Below are 17,364 nucleotides of genomic sequence, written 5' to 3'. Positions count from 1 at the left end.
AATGATCCGGAGCGACATCCCGCCCCGAGCTGCCGCGAATCCCGTGATCGCGCGGGCCATTCATGAATCGGACAGGGCTAGCATCGGGGAAATGCAGTCGAGCGACGCCGCCCGCGGCCAGAACGCGGGCACCGACGAGATGGTCACCGCCCGCCCGTGGGCCGCGATGCTGGCGCTCTGCGTGGGCTTCTTCATGATCCTCGTCGACATGACGATCGTGGCCGTGGCCCAGCCGCGTATCCAGGCCGACCTCGACACGAACGTCAACGGCGTCGTCTGGGTCACCAGTGCGTACCTGCTCACCTACGCGGTGCCGCTGCTGATCACCGGTCGCCTGGGCGACAAGTTCGGCCCCAAGACGATGTACCAGCTCGGTCTGGCGGTCTTCACCGCGGCCAGTCTCTGGTGCGGCCTGTCGTCGTCGATCGGTGAGCTGATCGCGGCACGCGGTCTGCAGGGTGTCGGCGCCGCCCTCATCACCCCGCAGACGATGGCGCTGATCACCCGCATCTTCCCGGCCGAGAAGCGCGGCGCCGCAATGGGGGTGTGGGGCACGGTCGCCGGCGTGGCGACCCTCGTCGGTCCGTTGCTCGGCGGCGTGCTGACCGACGCGTTCGGCTGGGAGTGGATCTTCTTCATCAACCTGCCCGTCGGCCTCGCCGGTCTCGTCCTCGCGGCCGTTCTCGTCCCGCGGGTCAGCACCAACGACCACCAGTTCGACTGGATCGGGGTCGGCTTGTCCGCGGTCGGTCTGTCCGCATTGGTATTCGGCATCCAGGAGGGGGAGACCTTCGACTGGGACACCTGGATCTGGCTGCTCATCGTCGGCGGAGTCGTGGTCCTGGGGGTCTTCGTCTACTGGCAGTCCCGCATCCGCACCGAGCCCCTGGTCCCGTTGTCGCTGTTCCGCGACCGCAACTTCTCGCTGTCGACCATCGGCATCGCGTCGATGGGCTTCGCCGTGTCGGCGATGATGATCCCCTTGACGTTCTTCCTCCAGCTCGTCGGCGGGATGTCGCCGACGGAGTCGGCGGTCGTCCTGGTGCCGATGGCGGTGCTGACCGGTGTCCTGGCTCCGATCGTGGGCCGGGTGGTCGATCGCGTCCACCCACGCACGATCGTGTCCTCGGCACTGCTGCTGAACGCGATCGCCATCGCGTGGCTGGGCTTCGTCGCCCGCCCGGAGACCCCGGTCTGGCTGATCGTCGTCCCGTTGTGCCTGATGGGTGTGGCCTCGGCCGGTATCTGGGCGCCGCTGGCCGCGACCGCCACCCGCAATCTGCCGTGGCATCAGGCCGGGGCCGGTGCCGGTGTCTACAACACACTGCGGGTCATCGGTTCGGTCCTCGGCTCCGCCATGATCGGAGCGCTCCTGCAGACCCGGCTGGCGGCCGAGCTGCCCGGCGTCGACGCCGAGAACGCCCAGGACGGTGCGGCCGGGCAACTGCCGGAGTTCCTGCGCGAGGGGTTCGCGACCGCCATGGGGCAGTCGCTCTACCTGCCCGCGGCCGCGCTGCTGATCGGCGTCGTGGCGACCTTCTTCTTCGTCCGGCCCGCGCATCAGACGGTCCCACCGCAGGTCGTCGACCCGCACGCGGTGGGCGCCGACGCCGGTCGGTCCGACTCGGTGCCGGGGTCGACGGCGTAGGCGAGCGCGCGTCCCACGATCTGTCGGCACCCGACCGTAAGGTTGCGCCCATGCGGATCGTGCACACCTCCGACTGGCACCTGGGCCGGACGTTCCACGGGGTCGAGCTGCTCGCCGACCAGCGTCGCGCACTGTCGCATCTGGCCGCACTGGTCGCCGCGGAGTCGGCCGACGCCGTCATCGTCGCCGGTGACGTGTACGACCGGTCCGTCCCGTCCGCCGACGCGGTCCGCGTGTACGACGAGGGCCTGGCCGAGATCGCGGCTGCGGGAGCGCAGATCGTCGTCACCTCGGGCAATCACGACTCGCCCACCCGCCTCGGCGCGGGGTCGGGATTCGCGGCCGCCGGTGGCCTGCATCTGCGGACCTCGATCGCCGACATCGACCGCCCGGTCATCCTGTCGGACGCCCACGGAGACGTCGCGTTCTACGGCATCCCCTATCTAGAACCCGACACCGCGCGACGCCACCTCGGCGTCGAGTCGATCGGCGGGCACACCGCTGTCCTCGACGCCGCCATGACTCGCGTCCGCACCGATCTGGCTGCGCGCCGGGTTCGGTCCGTGGTCGTCGCCCACGCCTTCGTCAGCGGGGCCGCGGCCTCCGGTTCGGAGCGCTCGATCAGTGTCGGCGGGGTGGAAACGGTTCCCGCCGAGACGTTCTCGGGCGCCGACTACGTCGCCCTCGGGCATCTGCACTCGCCGCAACGTGTCACCGACACGGTCCGCTACAGCGGTTCGCTCCTGCCGTACTCCTTCGGTGAGCGAACCCACCGGAAGGCGGCGCTGGTGGTGGATCTCGACGCCGACGGCGTCGCCGAGGTCCGCGCACACGAGCTGCCCGTCGTCCGCGAACTGAGCTCTCTCACCGGCGTTCTCGGCGACCTGCTGACCGACGAACGGTACGCCGCGGCGCAGGACCACTACGTCGAGGTGACGCTGACCGACCCGGTCCGCCCGACCGACGCGATGCGTCGGCTACGTGAGCGGTTTCCGTTCGCGGTCCATGTGCAGTGGGAGCGGCCGCATTCCGGCTCCGGCGTCGACTACCGTTCCCGCGTGCGCGGCCGGACCGACGCCGAAATCGTCGCGTCGTTCATCGAAGACGTACGCGACGAGCCGACGAAGGGGGAGCGGGTGCTCCTCGAACGCGCACTGCGCGCCGTGGTCGGTGAACCCGAGTCGGATGCGGCCGAACTGACCCTGTTCGACATCGAGGCGATCGTCGCGGAGTCCGCATGAGGCTGCACCGTCTGCGCGTCCGGGCCTTCGGTCCGTTCGCCGACGAGATCACGGTCGACTTCGACGACCTCGGCGGTGACGGACTGTTTCTGCTGCACGGTCAGACCGGTGCCGGCAAGACCACGGTCCTCGACGCGGTGGCCTTCGCGCTGTTCGGCCGGGTGCCGGGCGTGCGCGACACCAACCGGCGCCTGCACTCGGATCACGCTGCGGCCGAGGACATCCCGGAGGTCGAGCTCGAGGCGACCATCGCGTCCCGCCGACTCCGGATCACGCGGTCGCCCGAACACGAACGACCCAAGAAGCGCGGCGACGGCACCCGCAAGGTGAACGCCCGGGCGACCCTCGTGTGGATCGACGGATCCGGACCCGACCTGACCCGCATACCCGAGATCGGCGACGCCGTGGTCCGGCTGCTGGGGATGAGTGCCGATCAGTTCTTCCAGGTGGTGCTGCTGCCACAGGGCGACTTCGCCCGATTCCTGCGCGCGCACTCCGATGAGCGGGAAGCATTGCTGGAGCGGTTGTTCGACACCGAGCGGTTCGGTGACCTCGAGGAGTGGTTGCGTGACCGGGCGCGGGAGAGCGCGGCGAAGCTGACCGAACAGACCGCCGTGCTCGACCGGGTCGCCGGTCAGATCGTCGCAGTGGGCGGGGTCGAACCGACCGCCGAACCCGACTTCGACTGGGCGCAGGAATGTCTCGAGCGTGCGCGCACCGCCGCGGAGCGCACGCGCCTCGAGTCAGGTGCGGCGCACGCAGCGGCCGACCAGACGCAGGCCGCGTACGAGAGCGGGAGCCGGCTCGCCGAGCTGCGTCGCCGGGGGCGTGCGGCCACCGAGCGACTCGCACGGCTCGCGGACGGCGAAGCCGCTCTGAGCGCGGCGGCACAGGCTCGTCGGCAGGCCCTGCAGGCGGCGCCCATCGTGCCGCTCGCCGACGACGCCGACCGTGTCACCCGCGAACTCACGGTCGCCGAGCAGGCCGTCACGCGTGCGCACGCAGAGCTGTGCGCGCTGCCGGAGGGTGAGTCGCTGTGCGCCGGCGGGTCAGACGAGGATCTCGACGCACGCCTGGATGCGGCGATCGATCGCTGGACCGAGGAGTCGGGGCGGTGGGAGCCCCTCGCCGAACGCGTCGCGCAGCGGCCGGCTCTGGTCGCCGAGATCCAGACCCTGGACTCGGCGATCGTCGAGGCGGACCGCCGCACTGCCCAGACCCGGACCCTGCTCGACGCCGCGCCGGAACGTCGCGCCGAGGCCCTCGCCGCACTGGCGGAAGCGGGGGAGTTGCGGATGCAGGCCCCGAAACTCCGGGCCGAGCGCGACGCACTCCGCCGCGTACGCGAGGCACACACCGACCGGGACGAGGTGCTGGTCCGGCTCTCGACCGCCGAGAAGGAGTTGCTCGACGCCCGCGACGCCCATGCCGCTGCGCGGGAGCGCGTGCTCGACGCCCGCGAGCGTCGCCTTGCCGGGATGGCAGTGGAACTGGCGGGCGGGCTCGTCGAGGGTGAACCCTGCGTCGTGTGTGGTTCGGTGACGCACCCTCGACCGGCCACCGACGACGGCGGCTCCCCGGCGTCCGAGGTCGCGGTCGACGAAGACGCGGCAGCGGCCGCCGAGGAGCGGGCGAGCGCGATCAAGGCCATCGCGCAATCCGCGGTGGCGGCGCTCGTGGAACGTCGTACGCACCTCGATGCCGTCATCGGTGGTGCTCGGGCCGACGCCGTCGACGCCGACCTCGCCCGGGTGGGCGCCGAACTGGCTGCCGCGGAACGTGCCGCGTCGCGACTGCCCGCGCTGCAGACGGCGGTCGATCGGATCGACGCCGAGGTCGACGCGTGGCGCACCACCCTCGCCGACGACGAGTCGGCCCAGTCCGCCCGTCGCGAGCGGGTGACCGCGTTGCGGCAGAACCTCACCGAGCTCGATGAGGCCGTCCGGGAGGCAACCGGCGGCCGTGGCGGGGTCGCCGAGCGGCGCCGTGAACTCGCCGAGCTGGTCCGCCGCACCCGTCGTCAGCGGAACGCCCGGCAAGAAGCCGCGCGAGCGCGGGACCGGGTCGCCGAGGCGACCGATCGATTGTCCGCGGCGTGTGCCGACGCCGGGTTCGACGACGTCGCCGCGGTCCGAGCGGCATTCGCCCCGGACAAGCAGATCGCGGCGTGGGACACGCTGCTGCAGGAGGCCGCCAGTCTGCGGGCCGCCGCGGAGGAGACCCTCGCCGACGAGGACGTGCGCGCCGCGATGTCGACTCCGGAGCCGGATGTCGAACAGCTCACCGCAGACCGTGACGCCGCCCGCCGCCGCCTCGACACCGCCGCGAAGGAACACGCCGTGGCCGGCCGGCAGGCGGCCGACCTCCAGGAGTACGTCACCCACTTCTGGGAGGCCCTCGACGCCCTGGCGCCTCTGCAGGAACGTCACGCCGAACTCCAGGGACTCGCCGAATTGGTCAGCGGGCGCGGACAGAACGCACGCCGGATGTCGCTGCGGTCCTACGTGCTGGCCGCACGTCTCGACGAGGTCCTCGTCGCCGCGTCGGGTCGTCTCCGCGAGATGTCCTCGGGGCGTTACGAATTCGTGCACACCGACGCCGCGGGTGTGCGCGGCCGGCGTGGCGGCCTCGGTATCGAGGTCCGCGACGAGTACACCGGGGCGCTCCGCCCGACGACGACGCTGTCCGGCGGCGAGACCTTCTTCGCATCGCTGGCCCTCGCACTGGGACTCGCCGACGTGGTGTCCGCGGAGTCGGGCGGGCGCGTGCTCGACACCATCTTCATCGACGAGGGATTCGGCACCCTCGATCCCGAGGCGCTCGACCTCGTCATGGGGGTCCTGGACGACCTGCGGGCCGGCGGGCGTGTCGTCGGCGTGGTGAGTCACGTCGACGAACTCCGGGCCCGAATCCCGGCCCAGCTGCACGTCCTCCGCGGCGAGCACGGGTCGTCGGTTCGGGTGCAGAGCCCGCTCGGCGTGTCCTGAGCTGCCGATTGGGTTGTCGGCGGATCGGTGCGCTAGGCTGAGTCCCGCCCGATGAGCCCCCGTAGCTCAGGGGATAGAGCGTCTGCCTCCGGAGCAGAAGGCCATAGGTTCGAATCCTATCGGGGGCACCATTGCCGCAGAAGCGCCACTCGAGATCAGAAGTGCCGGATACAACCGGCGCAGGTGTCCTCGAGTGGCGCTTGTTGTTGGTAGTGCAAGAATCGTGCCTGTCGACCCGTCGGTGAGGCCTGCTGGGGTTGGTCCGATGCACTGGCGCAGCGGAGTTGTAAGCCCGCGGAGTCTGCACATCACGATCAGCACGTGAGTTCATATGAACTAGCGATAGTCGTCGACTCGCGGGTGAAACCGTGGGCGTGCAAGTTGAAACAGCACGCAGAACGGGACATAAAGTGGACAAAATCCGACGACAATTATCTCGCGGTCGCTTTGAGCCAGACCGGCTAACAGTCCGACGGTTGCCATGAGCCCAGCTGACGCGACGAATCCCCACGGCCCGAGAACATCAGTAACCCCTCCAGCCGCAAATGTTGCGACGTATGTTCCCCAGCTCAATGAGGGCGCTAGGACCCCGTCGTGCCAATGAATTGCGGTGGCAACTCCGAATGTGGCGCCCACCAATACTGCCAGTGAAAAGCCGAGGAGGTACCAGCCCCAGGCATCTCCGGTGAGTTCCGCGTGAGTGGCGGACGTCCAGCTCTCAGCAATGCCGATTCGCCCGACTCCGGTCCCGATCATTTCCAAAATCGACGAAGATATATCACGGTCGATACTGATGAACATCATCACGACTACTGCGGCGGCGACGCCGTTGACGCCGACCTTTAGCGGGATGTAGCCGAGCAACTTCGACACCGATTCCATGCGTTTGAAGGTATCGGGGAGGTCTGACAGCGGCGGCGCACTCGTTTGGCGGCATACCTGCTGCTTGACGGCAGCGGGCTGTCGGCACGCAGGTACCCTGCGGCCGGACCGGGGAGCAGTGTGCAGCGTAGCCTCACCAACTGATTCTGCCTGGTTTGCGAGGGTCAAAGCGGCGCACGGAAGCCGAGGTGCTGTTCAGCAATAGGTATCGAATAGCGACACCTATTGCTGAACAGAGCGGACGAGCAACTCACACGTACGGCTCGGTGAGCATCTCGAGTAGTTGTCCCGACGGGTCCTTGAAGTACACCCGCCGGCCTTCTTCGGTCGAGATCTTGTTCGGGTGACGCATCTGCGGATCGGCCCAGTGGTCGACGCCTCGACGACGAAGTGCGTCGTAACCGCGGTCGAACTCGATGTCGTCCATCAGGAACGCCATGTGGATGGGCTCGGCGACCGGCGCCGGTGCGAACTGCAGCAGCGTGTCGTCGTCGAGGAGGATGTTGACGAACGGGCCCCAGCCGGGGGCGGGCCGAGCCCCGAGTACGTCGAGGTAGAAGTCGGCGGATTCCTGCGGATCGTGCGCACCGACGATGATGTGATTGAAACTGACTGGCATGACGAAACTTTCGTCCCGGCGCCTCCATGCCTGACGCGGTCCGCCACCGGCACGCGACGCTGGGCAGAAGCATGCCACAGTCGTGAGCGAATCGCGACAATCCCGCGCGTGGGTGACATCGGGCGAATAGTCTCCACCTGTGTTGAACCGCTGGAGAATCCGGAACGACTTCGCGCCCGACCTGCGCCGGGTGGCGCTGATCGCGCCCGCACAACTCGTGTCCCGGCGCACGCTCCCCGTCGTCCGTCGGCTCTACCGGGTACGCAACGGACGGGCGCCGGTCACCACCGCGACGACACCCAGCGGCGTCGAGGTGCGGGTGTTCCGTCCGGCGCACTCCTCGGGTCGCCTGCCCGCGCTGTTGTGGATCCATGGGGGCGGTTACATCACGGGCAGTGCCGCCCAGGACGATCGCTGGGCGCGGGCGATGGCCGAACGTGTCGGCATCGAGGTGGTCTCCGTGGACTACCGCCTGGCCCCGGAACATCCGTACCCGGCGGCCATCGAGGACTGTTTCGACGCGCTGCGGTGGATGACCGACCAGCCGGACATCGACACGACCCGCGTCGCGATCGGCGGCAACAGCGCCGGCGGGGGACTCGCTGCGGCACTTGCCTTTCGCGCACGCGATGAAGAGGTGGAGTTGCGATTGCAACTGTTGACCTACCCGATGCTCGACGACCGCACGCGCGAGCCCGATCCGCACCACCGCCTCTGGAACGCCTCGGCCAACGCCTTCGGGTGGTCCAGTTATCTCGGTGGTGCGGACACCCAGGAGGCCGTCCCGGCGCGGCGTACCGACCTCGCGGGATTGCCGGCCGCGTGGATCGGGGTCGGCACCCTGGACCTGTTCGCCACCGAAGACCGCGACTACGCCGAGCGGCTGCGCGCGGCAGGGGTCGACTGCCAGGTGCACGTGGTGCCCGGCGCTTTTCACGGATTCGACATCGTCGCGCCCCGAACGTCGATCGCGCAGGATTTCTTCGGCCGTCAGTGTGAGGCCGTCAGACGCGCTCTCGCGCACGACTGAGCCGAACGGTGACCTCAACCCACCAGAAACTCGATGCGCCGCAACGGATCACCGCCGTCGACGAACAGCACCCCGTCCGGTCGGAGGGCCCGGGCCACGGCCCGCACGGCCGCGTCGTAGAGATCGGGGTGTCGCCCGTCGACTGCGCCGACGCGCAGCGCGAACGCCACGTCGAACGGGATGCGCGCGCCGAGGTCGAAGTCCTCGATGGCGCTGCAGTCGAAGTCGAGTCGGTCCGGACCGAAGCCGCCGGCGATCGCGGCCCGGCGGGCGGCGTTCACGGCTTGCGGCGACCGATCGATGCCGAGTACGAAGCCGTCGGGTCCCACCCGCCGCGCCACCTCGCGTGCTGCTGGCCCGGGTCCGCAGCCGATCTCGAGGACTCGCAGACCAGGGACCAGTGGCAACGCGTCGACCGCGGCCGCGAGGCGTGGTGAGAGCATGCCGTCATCATCCCCGTTGGGGGTGCCGCGTGGCCCTACCGAACTTGCTCACCTCGCCACGGCGCTTCCGTGGGGCGTCAGTTCAGCGGGAGCGGTTGTGCGCCACGCAGGGCCAGCATCTGGGTGATGATGGCGATCTCCTTGTCCTGGGTCCGCTTCATGCTCGACGCCAGGTCGCGGACGTAGGCCTGCTCGACGTTGGCCGGGTCGGCCGCGTACTCCATCATGTGCAGACCGCCCTCGTGGTGACGCAGCATCAGCTGGAGGAACCGGATGTCGACCTCGGGACCCCGCATCGCGCGGAACTGTTCCATCTCCGCCGACGTCGCCATCCCGGGCATCGGCGGCTGTTCGGCGTCGGATTCCGCGGCACCCGCCGCTGGTGCGCCGGAGGAGGGTGCCGACATGTCGCCGTGGTCCATGTCTCCGTGGTCCATGTCCCCGTGGTCCGAACTTCCGTCACCACCGTGGCCGTGATCGTGACCGCCGGCGGAGTGATCCGCGGGATCGGAGTGGTCGTGTCCGTCGGCCTCGGAACCGCCGTGGCCCATCCACGCCATGGTCGCGCCGGGGTTGGTGACGGGCTGACCCCACCGCGTCAGCCACGACTGCATCTGGCCGATCTCATTGCTCTGGGCGGTGAGGATGTCGAACGCCATGCTCCGCACCTCGGGGTCGGTGCCGTGTTCGAGTTCGATGGCGGCCAGTTCCACACCCTGCTCGTGGTGGCGGGTCATGTCCTGCGCAAAGCCGACGGCCGCCGAGTTCGCAGCCGGGGAATCGTCGCCGGTGGAGTCGTCGGCGAGGCTCGCCTGGATCAGCAGTCCCAGGCCGAGACCGAACAGGAGGAGTGCGGCGCCGCCCAGGGCGAGCAGGATCCGTGGGCGCGACGACGGCTCGGCCGTGTCGTCCGGACCCTCGGGAGTCGTTGTCCCGTCCCGCGATTCGGGCCGGTCGCTGTTGTCGGTCATCGCTGGTCCTCACCGATCTCGTCGGGGCGTGCGGCCCGGTCCGTTACCTGGTCTGCTGCTCGGAGGGAACCCGCGTCAGCCCGCGGGCTGCGGGTTGCCGCTGCCGCCATCCATCGGGACGGCGTCGGGGCCGGGCTCACCCTCGTCGGCCGGCGGGGGGTTCGACGGATCGAACCCGGGGATGGCGGTACAGGTGGCCTGGGTCTCGGGGTACGCGGCGGTCTGCGGGTTCTCCGGGTAGACCCCGGGCATCATGTTGCGGCGTAGCGCGGTGATGAACTGGTTGACGCGCGGATCGCGGGCGGATTCGAGCTTGAGCTGGTGTCCCCAGCTCTGCAGCGACACCGGCTGGTCGAGTCCGGGGTAGGGCGAGAGGAACAGGTACTGCTCACCGCGGACGAGCTGCTTGAGGTAGTCGAGGTCCTCCGGTGAGATCGTGTCCGGGTTGTAAGTGATCCAGACCGCGCCGTGTTCGAGGGCGTGGACGGCGTTCTCCGACCGCAGCGGGTTCGGGTAGACGACGCCGGTGCAGGTCGCCCAGATCTCATCGTGCGGTCCGCCGAACGGAGGCGACTGGTCGTAGGCGACACGCTGGGTCGCGGTGACGTGCCGCGCGGCCTCGTAGTAGCGCTTCGTCACACCCGGGATGTTCGCCGACGGATCGGGATTCTGCGGTGAGGGTACGAACTCGGACACCGTTTCCACGGCGAAGTCGTCCTTCTGTTCGGCCCGCCGCTCGTTGAACTTGGGGACGAGGTAGATCGCGAGTCCGGCGATGAGGCCGATGACCACCACGACGGCGCCGATCAGCATCCAGTCGACCTGACGTCCCGTCGCCGAGGGAACGGATCCTGCTCGCTTGCGGGACTTGGGGACGTTGGCCCCTGGTTTGCGCGCCATTGACTTCTTTCCTCATCCGACTGCGGGGGCCGAGCGGACCCGCGGGAGACCCGGCCCGCGCTCGGCGCACACGAGTGTACTGGTGGGCCCGATGGGTGGAGCAGGGTGCGATTGTCGGTGTAGTGGCCGCGGCCAATAGGATGGTGTCCTGTGACTCCCGCCGACCTGGCCGCGCTGCTGCGCGACGTGACCCTGACCGTGGTCCGCGACCGCGGACTGGACGAGAACCTGGTGCCCGATTCCATCGTCGTCGAGCGCCCCCGTCACGCTGACCACGGCGACTATTCCACCAACGTCGCCCTGCAGATGGGCAAGCGGCTCGGCGTGAACCCGCGGGAGCTCGCCGGCTGGCTCGCGGAGGCGTTCGCCGCGGCCGAGGGTGTCGCGAAAGCCGAGATCGCCGGTCCCGGGTTCGTGAACCTCTGGCTCGGGGCCGCCGCGCAGAACACCGTCGTCGCGGCGGTGCTGGCCCGGGGTGCGGACTACGGCCGCGGAAACGAACTCGCCGGCTCGGTCATCAACCTCGAGTTCGTGTCGGCCAATCCGACCGGGCCGATCCACCTGGGCGGTACCCGCTGGGCGGCCGTCGGCGACGCGCTCGGTCGCGTGCTGGCCGCTCGCGGTGGTGCGGTCACGCGCGAGTACTACTTCAACGACCACGGTGCCCAGATCGACCGGTTCGCCCGGTCGCTGGAGGCCGCGGCACTGAGCAACCCGACCCCGGAGGACGGCTACGCGGGCGATTACATCGCCGACATCGCCGCGAAGGTCGTCGAAACGGTCCCCGAGGTGCTGTCGCAGCCCGACGCCGACCGCCTCGAGACGTTCCGTTCGGTCGGGGTGGACCTGATGTTCACCCACATCAAGCAGAGCCTCCACGACTTCGGCACCGACTTCGACGTCTTCACCCATGAGGACAAGATGTTCGCCACCGGCCTCGTCGACGAGTGCATCGGCGAGCTCAAGGCCAATGGCAACCTGTACGAGAAGGACGGCGCGTGGTGGCTGCGGTCCACCGAGTTCGGTGACGACAAGGACCGTGTGGTCCTCAAGAGCGACGGCAACGCCGCCTACATCGCGGGCGACATCGCCTACTACCGTGACAAGCGCAACCGCGGCTTCAACCTCTGCATCTACATGCTCGGCGCCGATCACCACGGGTACATCAGCCGGCTCAAGGCCGCGGCGGCGGCGCTCGGCGACGACCCGGCCACCGTCGAGGTGCTGATCGGCCAGATGGTCAACCTCGTGCGCGACGGCACGCCGGTCCGCATGAGCAAGCGCGCCGGCACGGTCATCACGCTCGACGACCTCGTCGACGCGGTCGGCGTCGACGGCGCGCGCTATTCGCTGATCCGCTCGTCGGTCGACGTCAACATCGACATCGATCTCGACCTGCTCACCAAACAGTCCAACGACAACCCGGTGTACTACGTGCAGTACGCCCACGCGCGGATGTCCGCACTGGCCCGCAACGCCGCTGACCTCGGGGTCGTGTCGTCGCTGGACCATCTGGACCTGCTCGACGATCCCGCCGAGGGCGAATTAATCCGCACAATCGGCGATTTCGACGATGTCGTCGCGACCGCCGCCACGTTGCGCGAGCCGCACCGGGTCTGTCGCTACCTCGAGGTCCTCGCCGGCACCTACCACCGGTTCTATGCCAAGTGCCGTGTCCTGCCGCAGGGTGACGAGAAACCGGCGGACATCCACCGGGCCCGGCTCGCCCTGTGCGAGGCCACCCGTCAGGTCCTGGCCAACGGCCTGGGGCTCGTCGGCGTCACCGCGCCGGAGCAGATGTGAACGCCCACCCCGCCGGCCCCCGGCACGCCGAACTGTTGGCCGCACCCCATCTCGCCGAGCGTCCGAACGACCCGGCGGTGCTCGCCGCCATCCCCGCACAGGTGTGGCCGCGCAACGCATCCCGCGACGAATCGGGCGAGCTGCGGTTGGCCGGCGTGCCGGTGAGCCGGCTCGCCGAAGAGTTCGGGACGCCGGCGTTCGTCGTGGACGAGGCCGACTTCCGGGCGCGCTGCCGGGACATGATGGCGGCGTTCGGCCCGTACGGGCGAGTGCACTACGCGTCGAAGGCGTTCCTGAGCACCGAGATCGCGCGCTGGGTCGACGACGAGGGGCTGTCCCTGGACGTCTGCAGCGGTGGTGAACTCGCCATCGCACTGCGCGCCGGTTTCCCGCCGGAGCGAATCGCATTGCACGGCAACAACAAGAGCGTCGACGAGCTGCGTGCTGCGGTCGATGCCGGAATCGGGCACGTCGTCCTCGACTCGATGATCGAGATCGATCGGCTCGACGCGATCGCTGGCGAACGCGGTGTCGTCGCCGACGTGCTGGTGCGCGTGACCGTCGGTGTCGAGGCGCACACCCACGAGTTCATCTCGACCGCACACGAGGACCAGAAGTTCGGATTCTCGCTCGCCGGTGGGATCGCGATGGAAGCCATCCGGCGGGTCTTCGCGACCGACAACCTCAGGCTCGTGGGTCTGCACAGCCACATCGGGTCGCAGATCTTCGACATGGACGGATTCGAGCTGGCCGCCCACCGGGTGCTCGGACTGCTCCGCGACGTCGTCGGCGAGTTCGGTGTCGAGAAGACCGCGCAGATGTCGGTCGTCGATCTCGGTGGCGGACTGGGGATCTCGTACCTCCCCGACGAGCGTCCGCTGCCGGTGCAGAAGGTGGCGGAGACGCTCGCGGCGATCGTCGAGCGGGAGTCGGCAGCACTCGGGCTGCCCATGCCGACCATCGCCGTCGAACCGGGCCGCGCCATCGCCGGTCCCGGCACGATCACGCTGTATCGCGTCGGCACCGTGAAGGACGTCGCACTGGGCGGCGGCGCCGTACGACGCTACGTCTCCGTCGACGGTGGCATGAGCGACAACATCCGCACCGTTCTCTACGACGCCGAATACGACGTGCGGCTCGTGTCCCGGGTGTCGGAGGCCCGTGCGGTGGTGTGCCGGGTCGTCGGAAAGCACTGCGAGAGCGGCGACATCGTGATCAAGGACTGTTGGCTGCCGGAGGATCTCGGACCCGGCGACCTGATCGCGGTGGCGGCCACCGGTGCCTACTGCTACTCGATGTCGAGCCGATACAACATGACCATGAGACCGCCCGTGGTGGCGGTGGCCGACGGGAACGCCCGGCTGCTGCTGCGCCGGGAGACCATCGACGACTTCCTCAGCCTGGAGGTGGACCTGTGACCGGATCCGTGCAGAACACAAGTGGCGCAACCGATGCGGACTCGCGCACCATCGGTGTCGCGGTGCTCGGCATGGGCAATGTCGGTGCCGAGGTGGTGCGCATCATCACCGACAACGCCGACGACCTCCGGGCGCGCGTCGGGGCTCCCGTGGAGATCCGCGGCGTCGCGGTGCGGGATCTCGGCCGTCCCCGCAAGATCGCGCAGGATCTCCTGACCGACGACCCGGCGGCACTCGTCGCGCGCGACGACGTCGACATCGTCGTGGAGTTGATGGGCGGCATCGACCCGGCCCGCGGTCTGATCCGGTCGGCGCTCGAGAGCGGCAAGTCGGTGGTGACGGCGAACAAGGCGCTCCTCGCCGAATACACCGGCGAACTCGCGACCGCCGCGGCAGATGCCAAGGTGGACCTCTACTTCGAGGCCGCGGTCGCCGGCGCCATCCCGGTCATCCGTCCGCTGATGCAGTCGCTGGCCGGCGACACCGTCGAGCGGGTCAACGGAATCGTCAACGGCACCACCAACTTCATCCTCTCCGCGATGGACGAGACGGGCGCCGACTATGCCGACACGCTCGCCGAGGCCGGCCGCCTCGGATATGCCGAAGCCGATCCGACGGCCGACGTCGAGGGCTACGACGCCGCGGCCAAGGCGGCGATCCTCGCCTCGATCGCCTTCCACACGCGGGTCACGGCGGCCGATGTGCACCGCGAGGGCATCTCCTCGGTCACGTCCGCGGACCTGGTCGCGGCCAAGAAGTTCGACTGCACGATCAAACTGCTCTCGATCTGCGAGCGCGTCCGCGACGCCAATGGCGCGCAACGGATCTCGGCGCGCGTGTACCCCGCGCTGATTCCGCTGACCCACCCGCTGGCAACCGTGAACGGCGCGTTCAACGCCGTCGTAGTGGAAGCCGAAAACGCCGGGCGGCTGATGTTCTACGGGCAGGGTGCCGGGGGATCACCGACGGCATCGGCGGTTCTCGGCGACATGGTCATGGCCGCCCGCAACCGCGTGCACGGCGGGCGCGGACCGCTCGAGTCGACCTACGCCTCCCTGCCCGTCGCCCCGATCGACGACGTGTTCACGCGGTATTACGTCTCGATGCGGGTGGCCGACAAGCCCGGCGTGCTGGCGCAGGTCGCGGGGGAGTTCTCGAAGCGGTCGGTCAGCATCGCCGCGGTGCGCCAGGAGGGCGCGGGCGACGACGCCCGCCTGATCCTGGTCACCCACCGCGCCCCCGACCGAGCTCAATCGGATTGTGTTGCGGCGCTTGAAGACATGGACGCCGTCATCAAGGTGTCGAGTGTGTTGCGATTGGAAGGTACCGATGACTGAAGCGACTTCTACGCCTGTGCACCGCGCGTGGCCGGGCCTCATCGAGGCCTACCGGTCGCGGTTGCCCGTCGCCGACGACTGGAAGGTCGTCACGCTGCTCGAGGGTGGCACCCCGCTGATCAGTGCGCCGCATCTGTCGTCGCTGACCGGTTGCGAGGTCTACCTCAAGGTGGAGGGCCTCAACCCCACCGGTTCGTTCAAGGACCGCGGCATGACGATGGCCGTCAGCAACGCGGTCAACAACGGCAAGACCGCGGTCCTGTGCGCATCCACGGGCAACACCTCGGCATCGGCCGCCGCATACGCCACCCGGGCCGGGATTACCTGCGCCGTCCTGATCCCGCAGGGCAAGATCGCGATGGGCAAGCTCGCTCAGGCGGTCATGCACGGCGCCAAGATCATCCAGGTCGAGGGCAACTTCGACGACTGTCTCGAACTCGCGCGCAAGGCGACCGCCGAGTTCACCGAGATCGAACTCGTGAACTCGGTCAACCCGGCGCGGATCGAGGGTCAGAAGACCGCCGCCTTCGAGATCGTCGACGTGCTGGGCCGTGCCCCCGACGTCCACGCTCTGCCGGTCGGCAACGCGGGCAACATCACCGCGTACTGGAGGGGCTACAAGGAGTATCACGCCGACGGCGTCTCGTCGTCGGTGCCGCGCATGCTTGGTGTCCAGGCCGCGGGCGCCGCGCCGCTGGTGAACGGCGCGCCGGTGAAAGACCCGGAGACCGTCGCCACCGCCATCCGCATCGGTTCCCCGGCCAGCTGGAACCAGGCCGTCGCCGCGAAGGACGAGTCGAACGGGCAGTTCCTGGCGGCCACCGACGAGAAGCTGCTCGAGGCCTACCGACTCGTCGCCGGCAAGGAAGGCGTGTTCGTCGAGCCGGCGTCGGCGGCCAGCGTCGCGGGTCTGCTCGCCGCAAGTGCCGACGGTTGGATCGAGCGGGGCTCGACCGTGGTGTGCACGGTCACCGGCAACGGTCTGAAGGACCCCGACACCGCGCTGGCGGGCATCCCGGCGGTCGAGGCCATTCCGGTGGACCCGGTGGCGGTCGCGAATGCTCTCGGTGTCGGCTGACGGGGCCGGGTCCGCGGCGGCTGCCGCGGGTACGGTGCCGGTAGGGCTGTCGACGAGGGTCCGCGTGCCCGCCTCCAGTGCCAACCTGGGGCCCGGATTCGACTGTCTCGGAATAGCTCTCGGAATCTACGACGAGGTGATCGTCGAGACCGTCCCGGATGGCGTCACCCTCGAGGTCGAGGGTGAGGGCGCCGGTGCCGTGCCCCGCGACGACTCGCACCTCGTGGTGCGGGCGCTCACCCGCGGACTGGCACACGCCGGGCTGCGGGCCCCCGGTCTGACATTGCGCTGCGTCAACCGGATCCCGCATTCCCGGGGTCTGGGTTCGTCCGCCGCCGCCGCGGTCTCGGGTCTCGCCGCCGCATCGGGCCTGATCTCGGCCGCGGGCCTCGGTCCGGGGCTCTCGCCCGACGAACTGGTACAGCTGTCCAGCGAATTCGAGGGCCACCCCGACAACGCGGCGGCGAGCGTGCTCGGCTCGGCGGTCGTCACGTGGACCGAATCGGCCGACGGCGTCGCCTCGTATCACGCGCACCGTCTCCCGGTGCACCCCGACATCTACGCGACGGTTTTCGTGCCCGACACCGAGTCGTCGACGTCGTTCACCCGCGGGCTGCTCCCGGATTCGGTCCCGCGCGCCGACGCCGTGTTCAACCTGAGCCGGTCGGCCCTCGCCGTCGTCGCGCTGACCACCGATCCGCGCAACCTCATGGCCGCGTCCCAGGATCGGCTGCACCAGCCGTATCGTGCGTCGGCGATGGCGCCGACGCACGATCTGGTCAGCGCGCTGCGTGCTCGGGGACATGCCGCGACGGTGTCCGGAGCGGGACCGACCGTGCTTGTGCTCGGTACAGCGCCGGTGCCCGCCGAGATCCGTCAGCTGGCGCAGGGCCTCGGGTTCGACGCCCGGTCGGTCGCCGTCGCCGGCGGCGTCGAGATCACCGTCGGCTGATCGGCGTCGTCCGCACGACCGCCGGAGTGAATGCGCATTCATTTGGCGCTTCCGG

The 17,364-nt window shown here is 69.3% G+C and carries 14 protein-coding genes and 1 tRNA gene; 10 read left to right on the top strand and 5 right to left on the bottom strand.

All coding sequences use genetic code 11. The annotated features are described in order from the left end of the window. The first annotated feature begins 91 nt into the window (after positions 1–91). The 4 genes from ACFVHY_RS22885 (at position 92) to ACFVHY_RS22870 (ending at position 6,007) form a co-directional block, all read left to right on the top strand. Positions 92–1,648, top strand: a complete 1,557-nt coding sequence (locus ACFVHY_RS22885) for an MFS transporter (protein ID WP_137810070.1) — start codon at positions 92–94, stop codon at positions 1,646–1,648. A 50-nt stretch (positions 1,649–1,698) separates the two neighbouring features. Then, a complete protein-coding gene (locus tag ACFVHY_RS22880) occupies positions 1,699–2,889 on the top strand; it encodes an exonuclease SbcCD subunit D (protein ID WP_226512999.1) in 1,191 nt (396 codons plus the stop codon). Beyond that, on the top strand, positions 2,886–5,876 hold the full coding sequence (locus tag ACFVHY_RS22875; protein ID WP_390275637.1) for an AAA family ATPase: 2,991 nt from the start codon (positions 2,886–2,888) through the stop codon (positions 5,874–5,876). The genes ACFVHY_RS22880 and ACFVHY_RS22875 overlap by 4 nt, the downstream gene beginning before the upstream one ends. A 55-nt stretch (positions 5,877–5,931) precedes the next feature. Beyond that, a tRNA-Arg gene (locus ACFVHY_RS22870) sits at positions 5,932–6,007 on the top strand. Between the two features lie 205 nt (positions 6,008–6,212). Here the strand turns inward: ACFVHY_RS22870 and ACFVHY_RS22865 are convergent. After that, positions 6,213–6,758 carry a hypothetical protein gene (locus ACFVHY_RS22865; protein WP_390275636.1) on the bottom strand — a complete coding sequence of 182 codons (546 nt, stop codon included), beginning with the start codon at positions 6,756–6,758 and terminating at the stop codon, positions 6,213–6,215. Between the two features lie 250 nt (positions 6,759–7,008). Further along, positions 7,009–7,377 carry a VOC family protein gene (locus ACFVHY_RS22860; RefSeq protein WP_390275634.1) on the bottom strand — a complete coding sequence of 123 codons (369 nt, stop codon included), beginning with the start codon at positions 7,375–7,377 and terminating at the stop codon, positions 7,009–7,011. Positions 7,378–7,534: 157 nt separating this feature from the next. Between ACFVHY_RS22860 and ACFVHY_RS22855 the strand changes: the two genes are divergently transcribed. Further along, complete coding sequence (locus tag ACFVHY_RS22855; protein ID WP_390275641.1) at positions 7,535–8,407, top strand: alpha/beta hydrolase; 873 nt, start codon at positions 7,535–7,537, stop codon at positions 8,405–8,407. Positions 8,408–8,421: 14 nt separating this feature from the next. On the opposite strand, the gene ACFVHY_RS22850 is transcribed toward ACFVHY_RS22855, so the two are convergent. The 3 genes from ACFVHY_RS22850 to ACFVHY_RS22840 form a co-directional block, all read right to left on the bottom strand. Beyond that, positions 8,422–8,850 carry a methyltransferase domain-containing protein gene (locus ACFVHY_RS22850; RefSeq protein WP_390275633.1) on the bottom strand — a complete coding sequence of 143 codons (429 nt, stop codon included), beginning with the start codon at positions 8,848–8,850 and terminating at the stop codon, positions 8,422–8,424. A gap of 77 nt (positions 8,851–8,927) precedes the next feature. After that, positions 8,928–9,821, bottom strand: a complete 894-nt coding sequence (locus tag ACFVHY_RS22845; protein WP_390275631.1) for a DUF305 domain-containing protein — start codon at positions 9,819–9,821, stop codon at positions 8,928–8,930. A 75-nt stretch (positions 9,822–9,896) separates the two neighbouring features. Beyond that, complete coding sequence (locus ACFVHY_RS22840) at positions 9,897–10,721, bottom strand: DUF3105 domain-containing protein (RefSeq protein WP_259936356.1); 825 nt, start codon at positions 10,719–10,721, stop codon at positions 9,897–9,899. A 150-nt stretch (positions 10,722–10,871) separates the two neighbouring features. Here ACFVHY_RS22840 and argS point away from each other — a divergent pair, with 150 nt between their 5' ends. From argS to thrB, 5 genes are read left to right on the top strand one after another with little or no spacing between them, the layout of a single operon-like run. Next, the gene (gene argS, locus ACFVHY_RS22835; RefSeq protein ID WP_390275630.1) at positions 10,872–12,524 is read left to right on the top strand and encodes an arginine--tRNA ligase; all 1,653 of its coding nucleotides are present in this window, start codon (positions 10,872–10,874) and stop codon (positions 12,522–12,524) included. Beyond that, positions 12,521–13,942, top strand: a complete 1,422-nt coding sequence (gene lysA, locus ACFVHY_RS22830; RefSeq protein ID WP_390275629.1) for a diaminopimelate decarboxylase — start codon at positions 12,521–12,523, stop codon at positions 13,940–13,942. The genes argS and lysA overlap by 4 nt, the downstream gene beginning before the upstream one ends. Continuing rightward, positions 13,939–15,279, top strand: a complete 1,341-nt coding sequence (locus ACFVHY_RS22825) for a homoserine dehydrogenase (RefSeq protein ID WP_226513003.1) — start codon at positions 13,939–13,941, stop codon at positions 15,277–15,279. The genes lysA and ACFVHY_RS22825 overlap by 4 nt, the downstream gene beginning before the upstream one ends. After that, positions 15,272–16,357, top strand: a complete 1,086-nt coding sequence (gene thrC / locus ACFVHY_RS22820) for a threonine synthase (RefSeq protein WP_390275627.1) — start codon at positions 15,272–15,274, stop codon at positions 16,355–16,357. The genes ACFVHY_RS22825 and thrC overlap by 8 nt, the downstream gene beginning before the upstream one ends. After that, positions 16,338–17,309, top strand: coding sequence for a homoserine kinase (thrB, locus tag ACFVHY_RS22815; protein ID WP_390275626.1), 972 nt, complete (start codon positions 16,338–16,340; stop codon positions 17,307–17,309). Before thrC ends, thrB begins: the two co-directional genes overlap by 20 nt. Positions 17,310–17,364: the final 55 nt, after the last annotated feature.

The organism is Gordonia sp. NPDC127522 (assembly GCF_042672305.1).
Lineage (GTDB): Bacteria > Actinomycetota > Actinomycetes > Mycobacteriales > Mycobacteriaceae > Gordonia > Gordonia hongkongensis.
The sequence above is the reverse complement of the archived record's forward strand: the minus strand, read 5'-3'. Positions and strand labels throughout refer to the sequence as shown.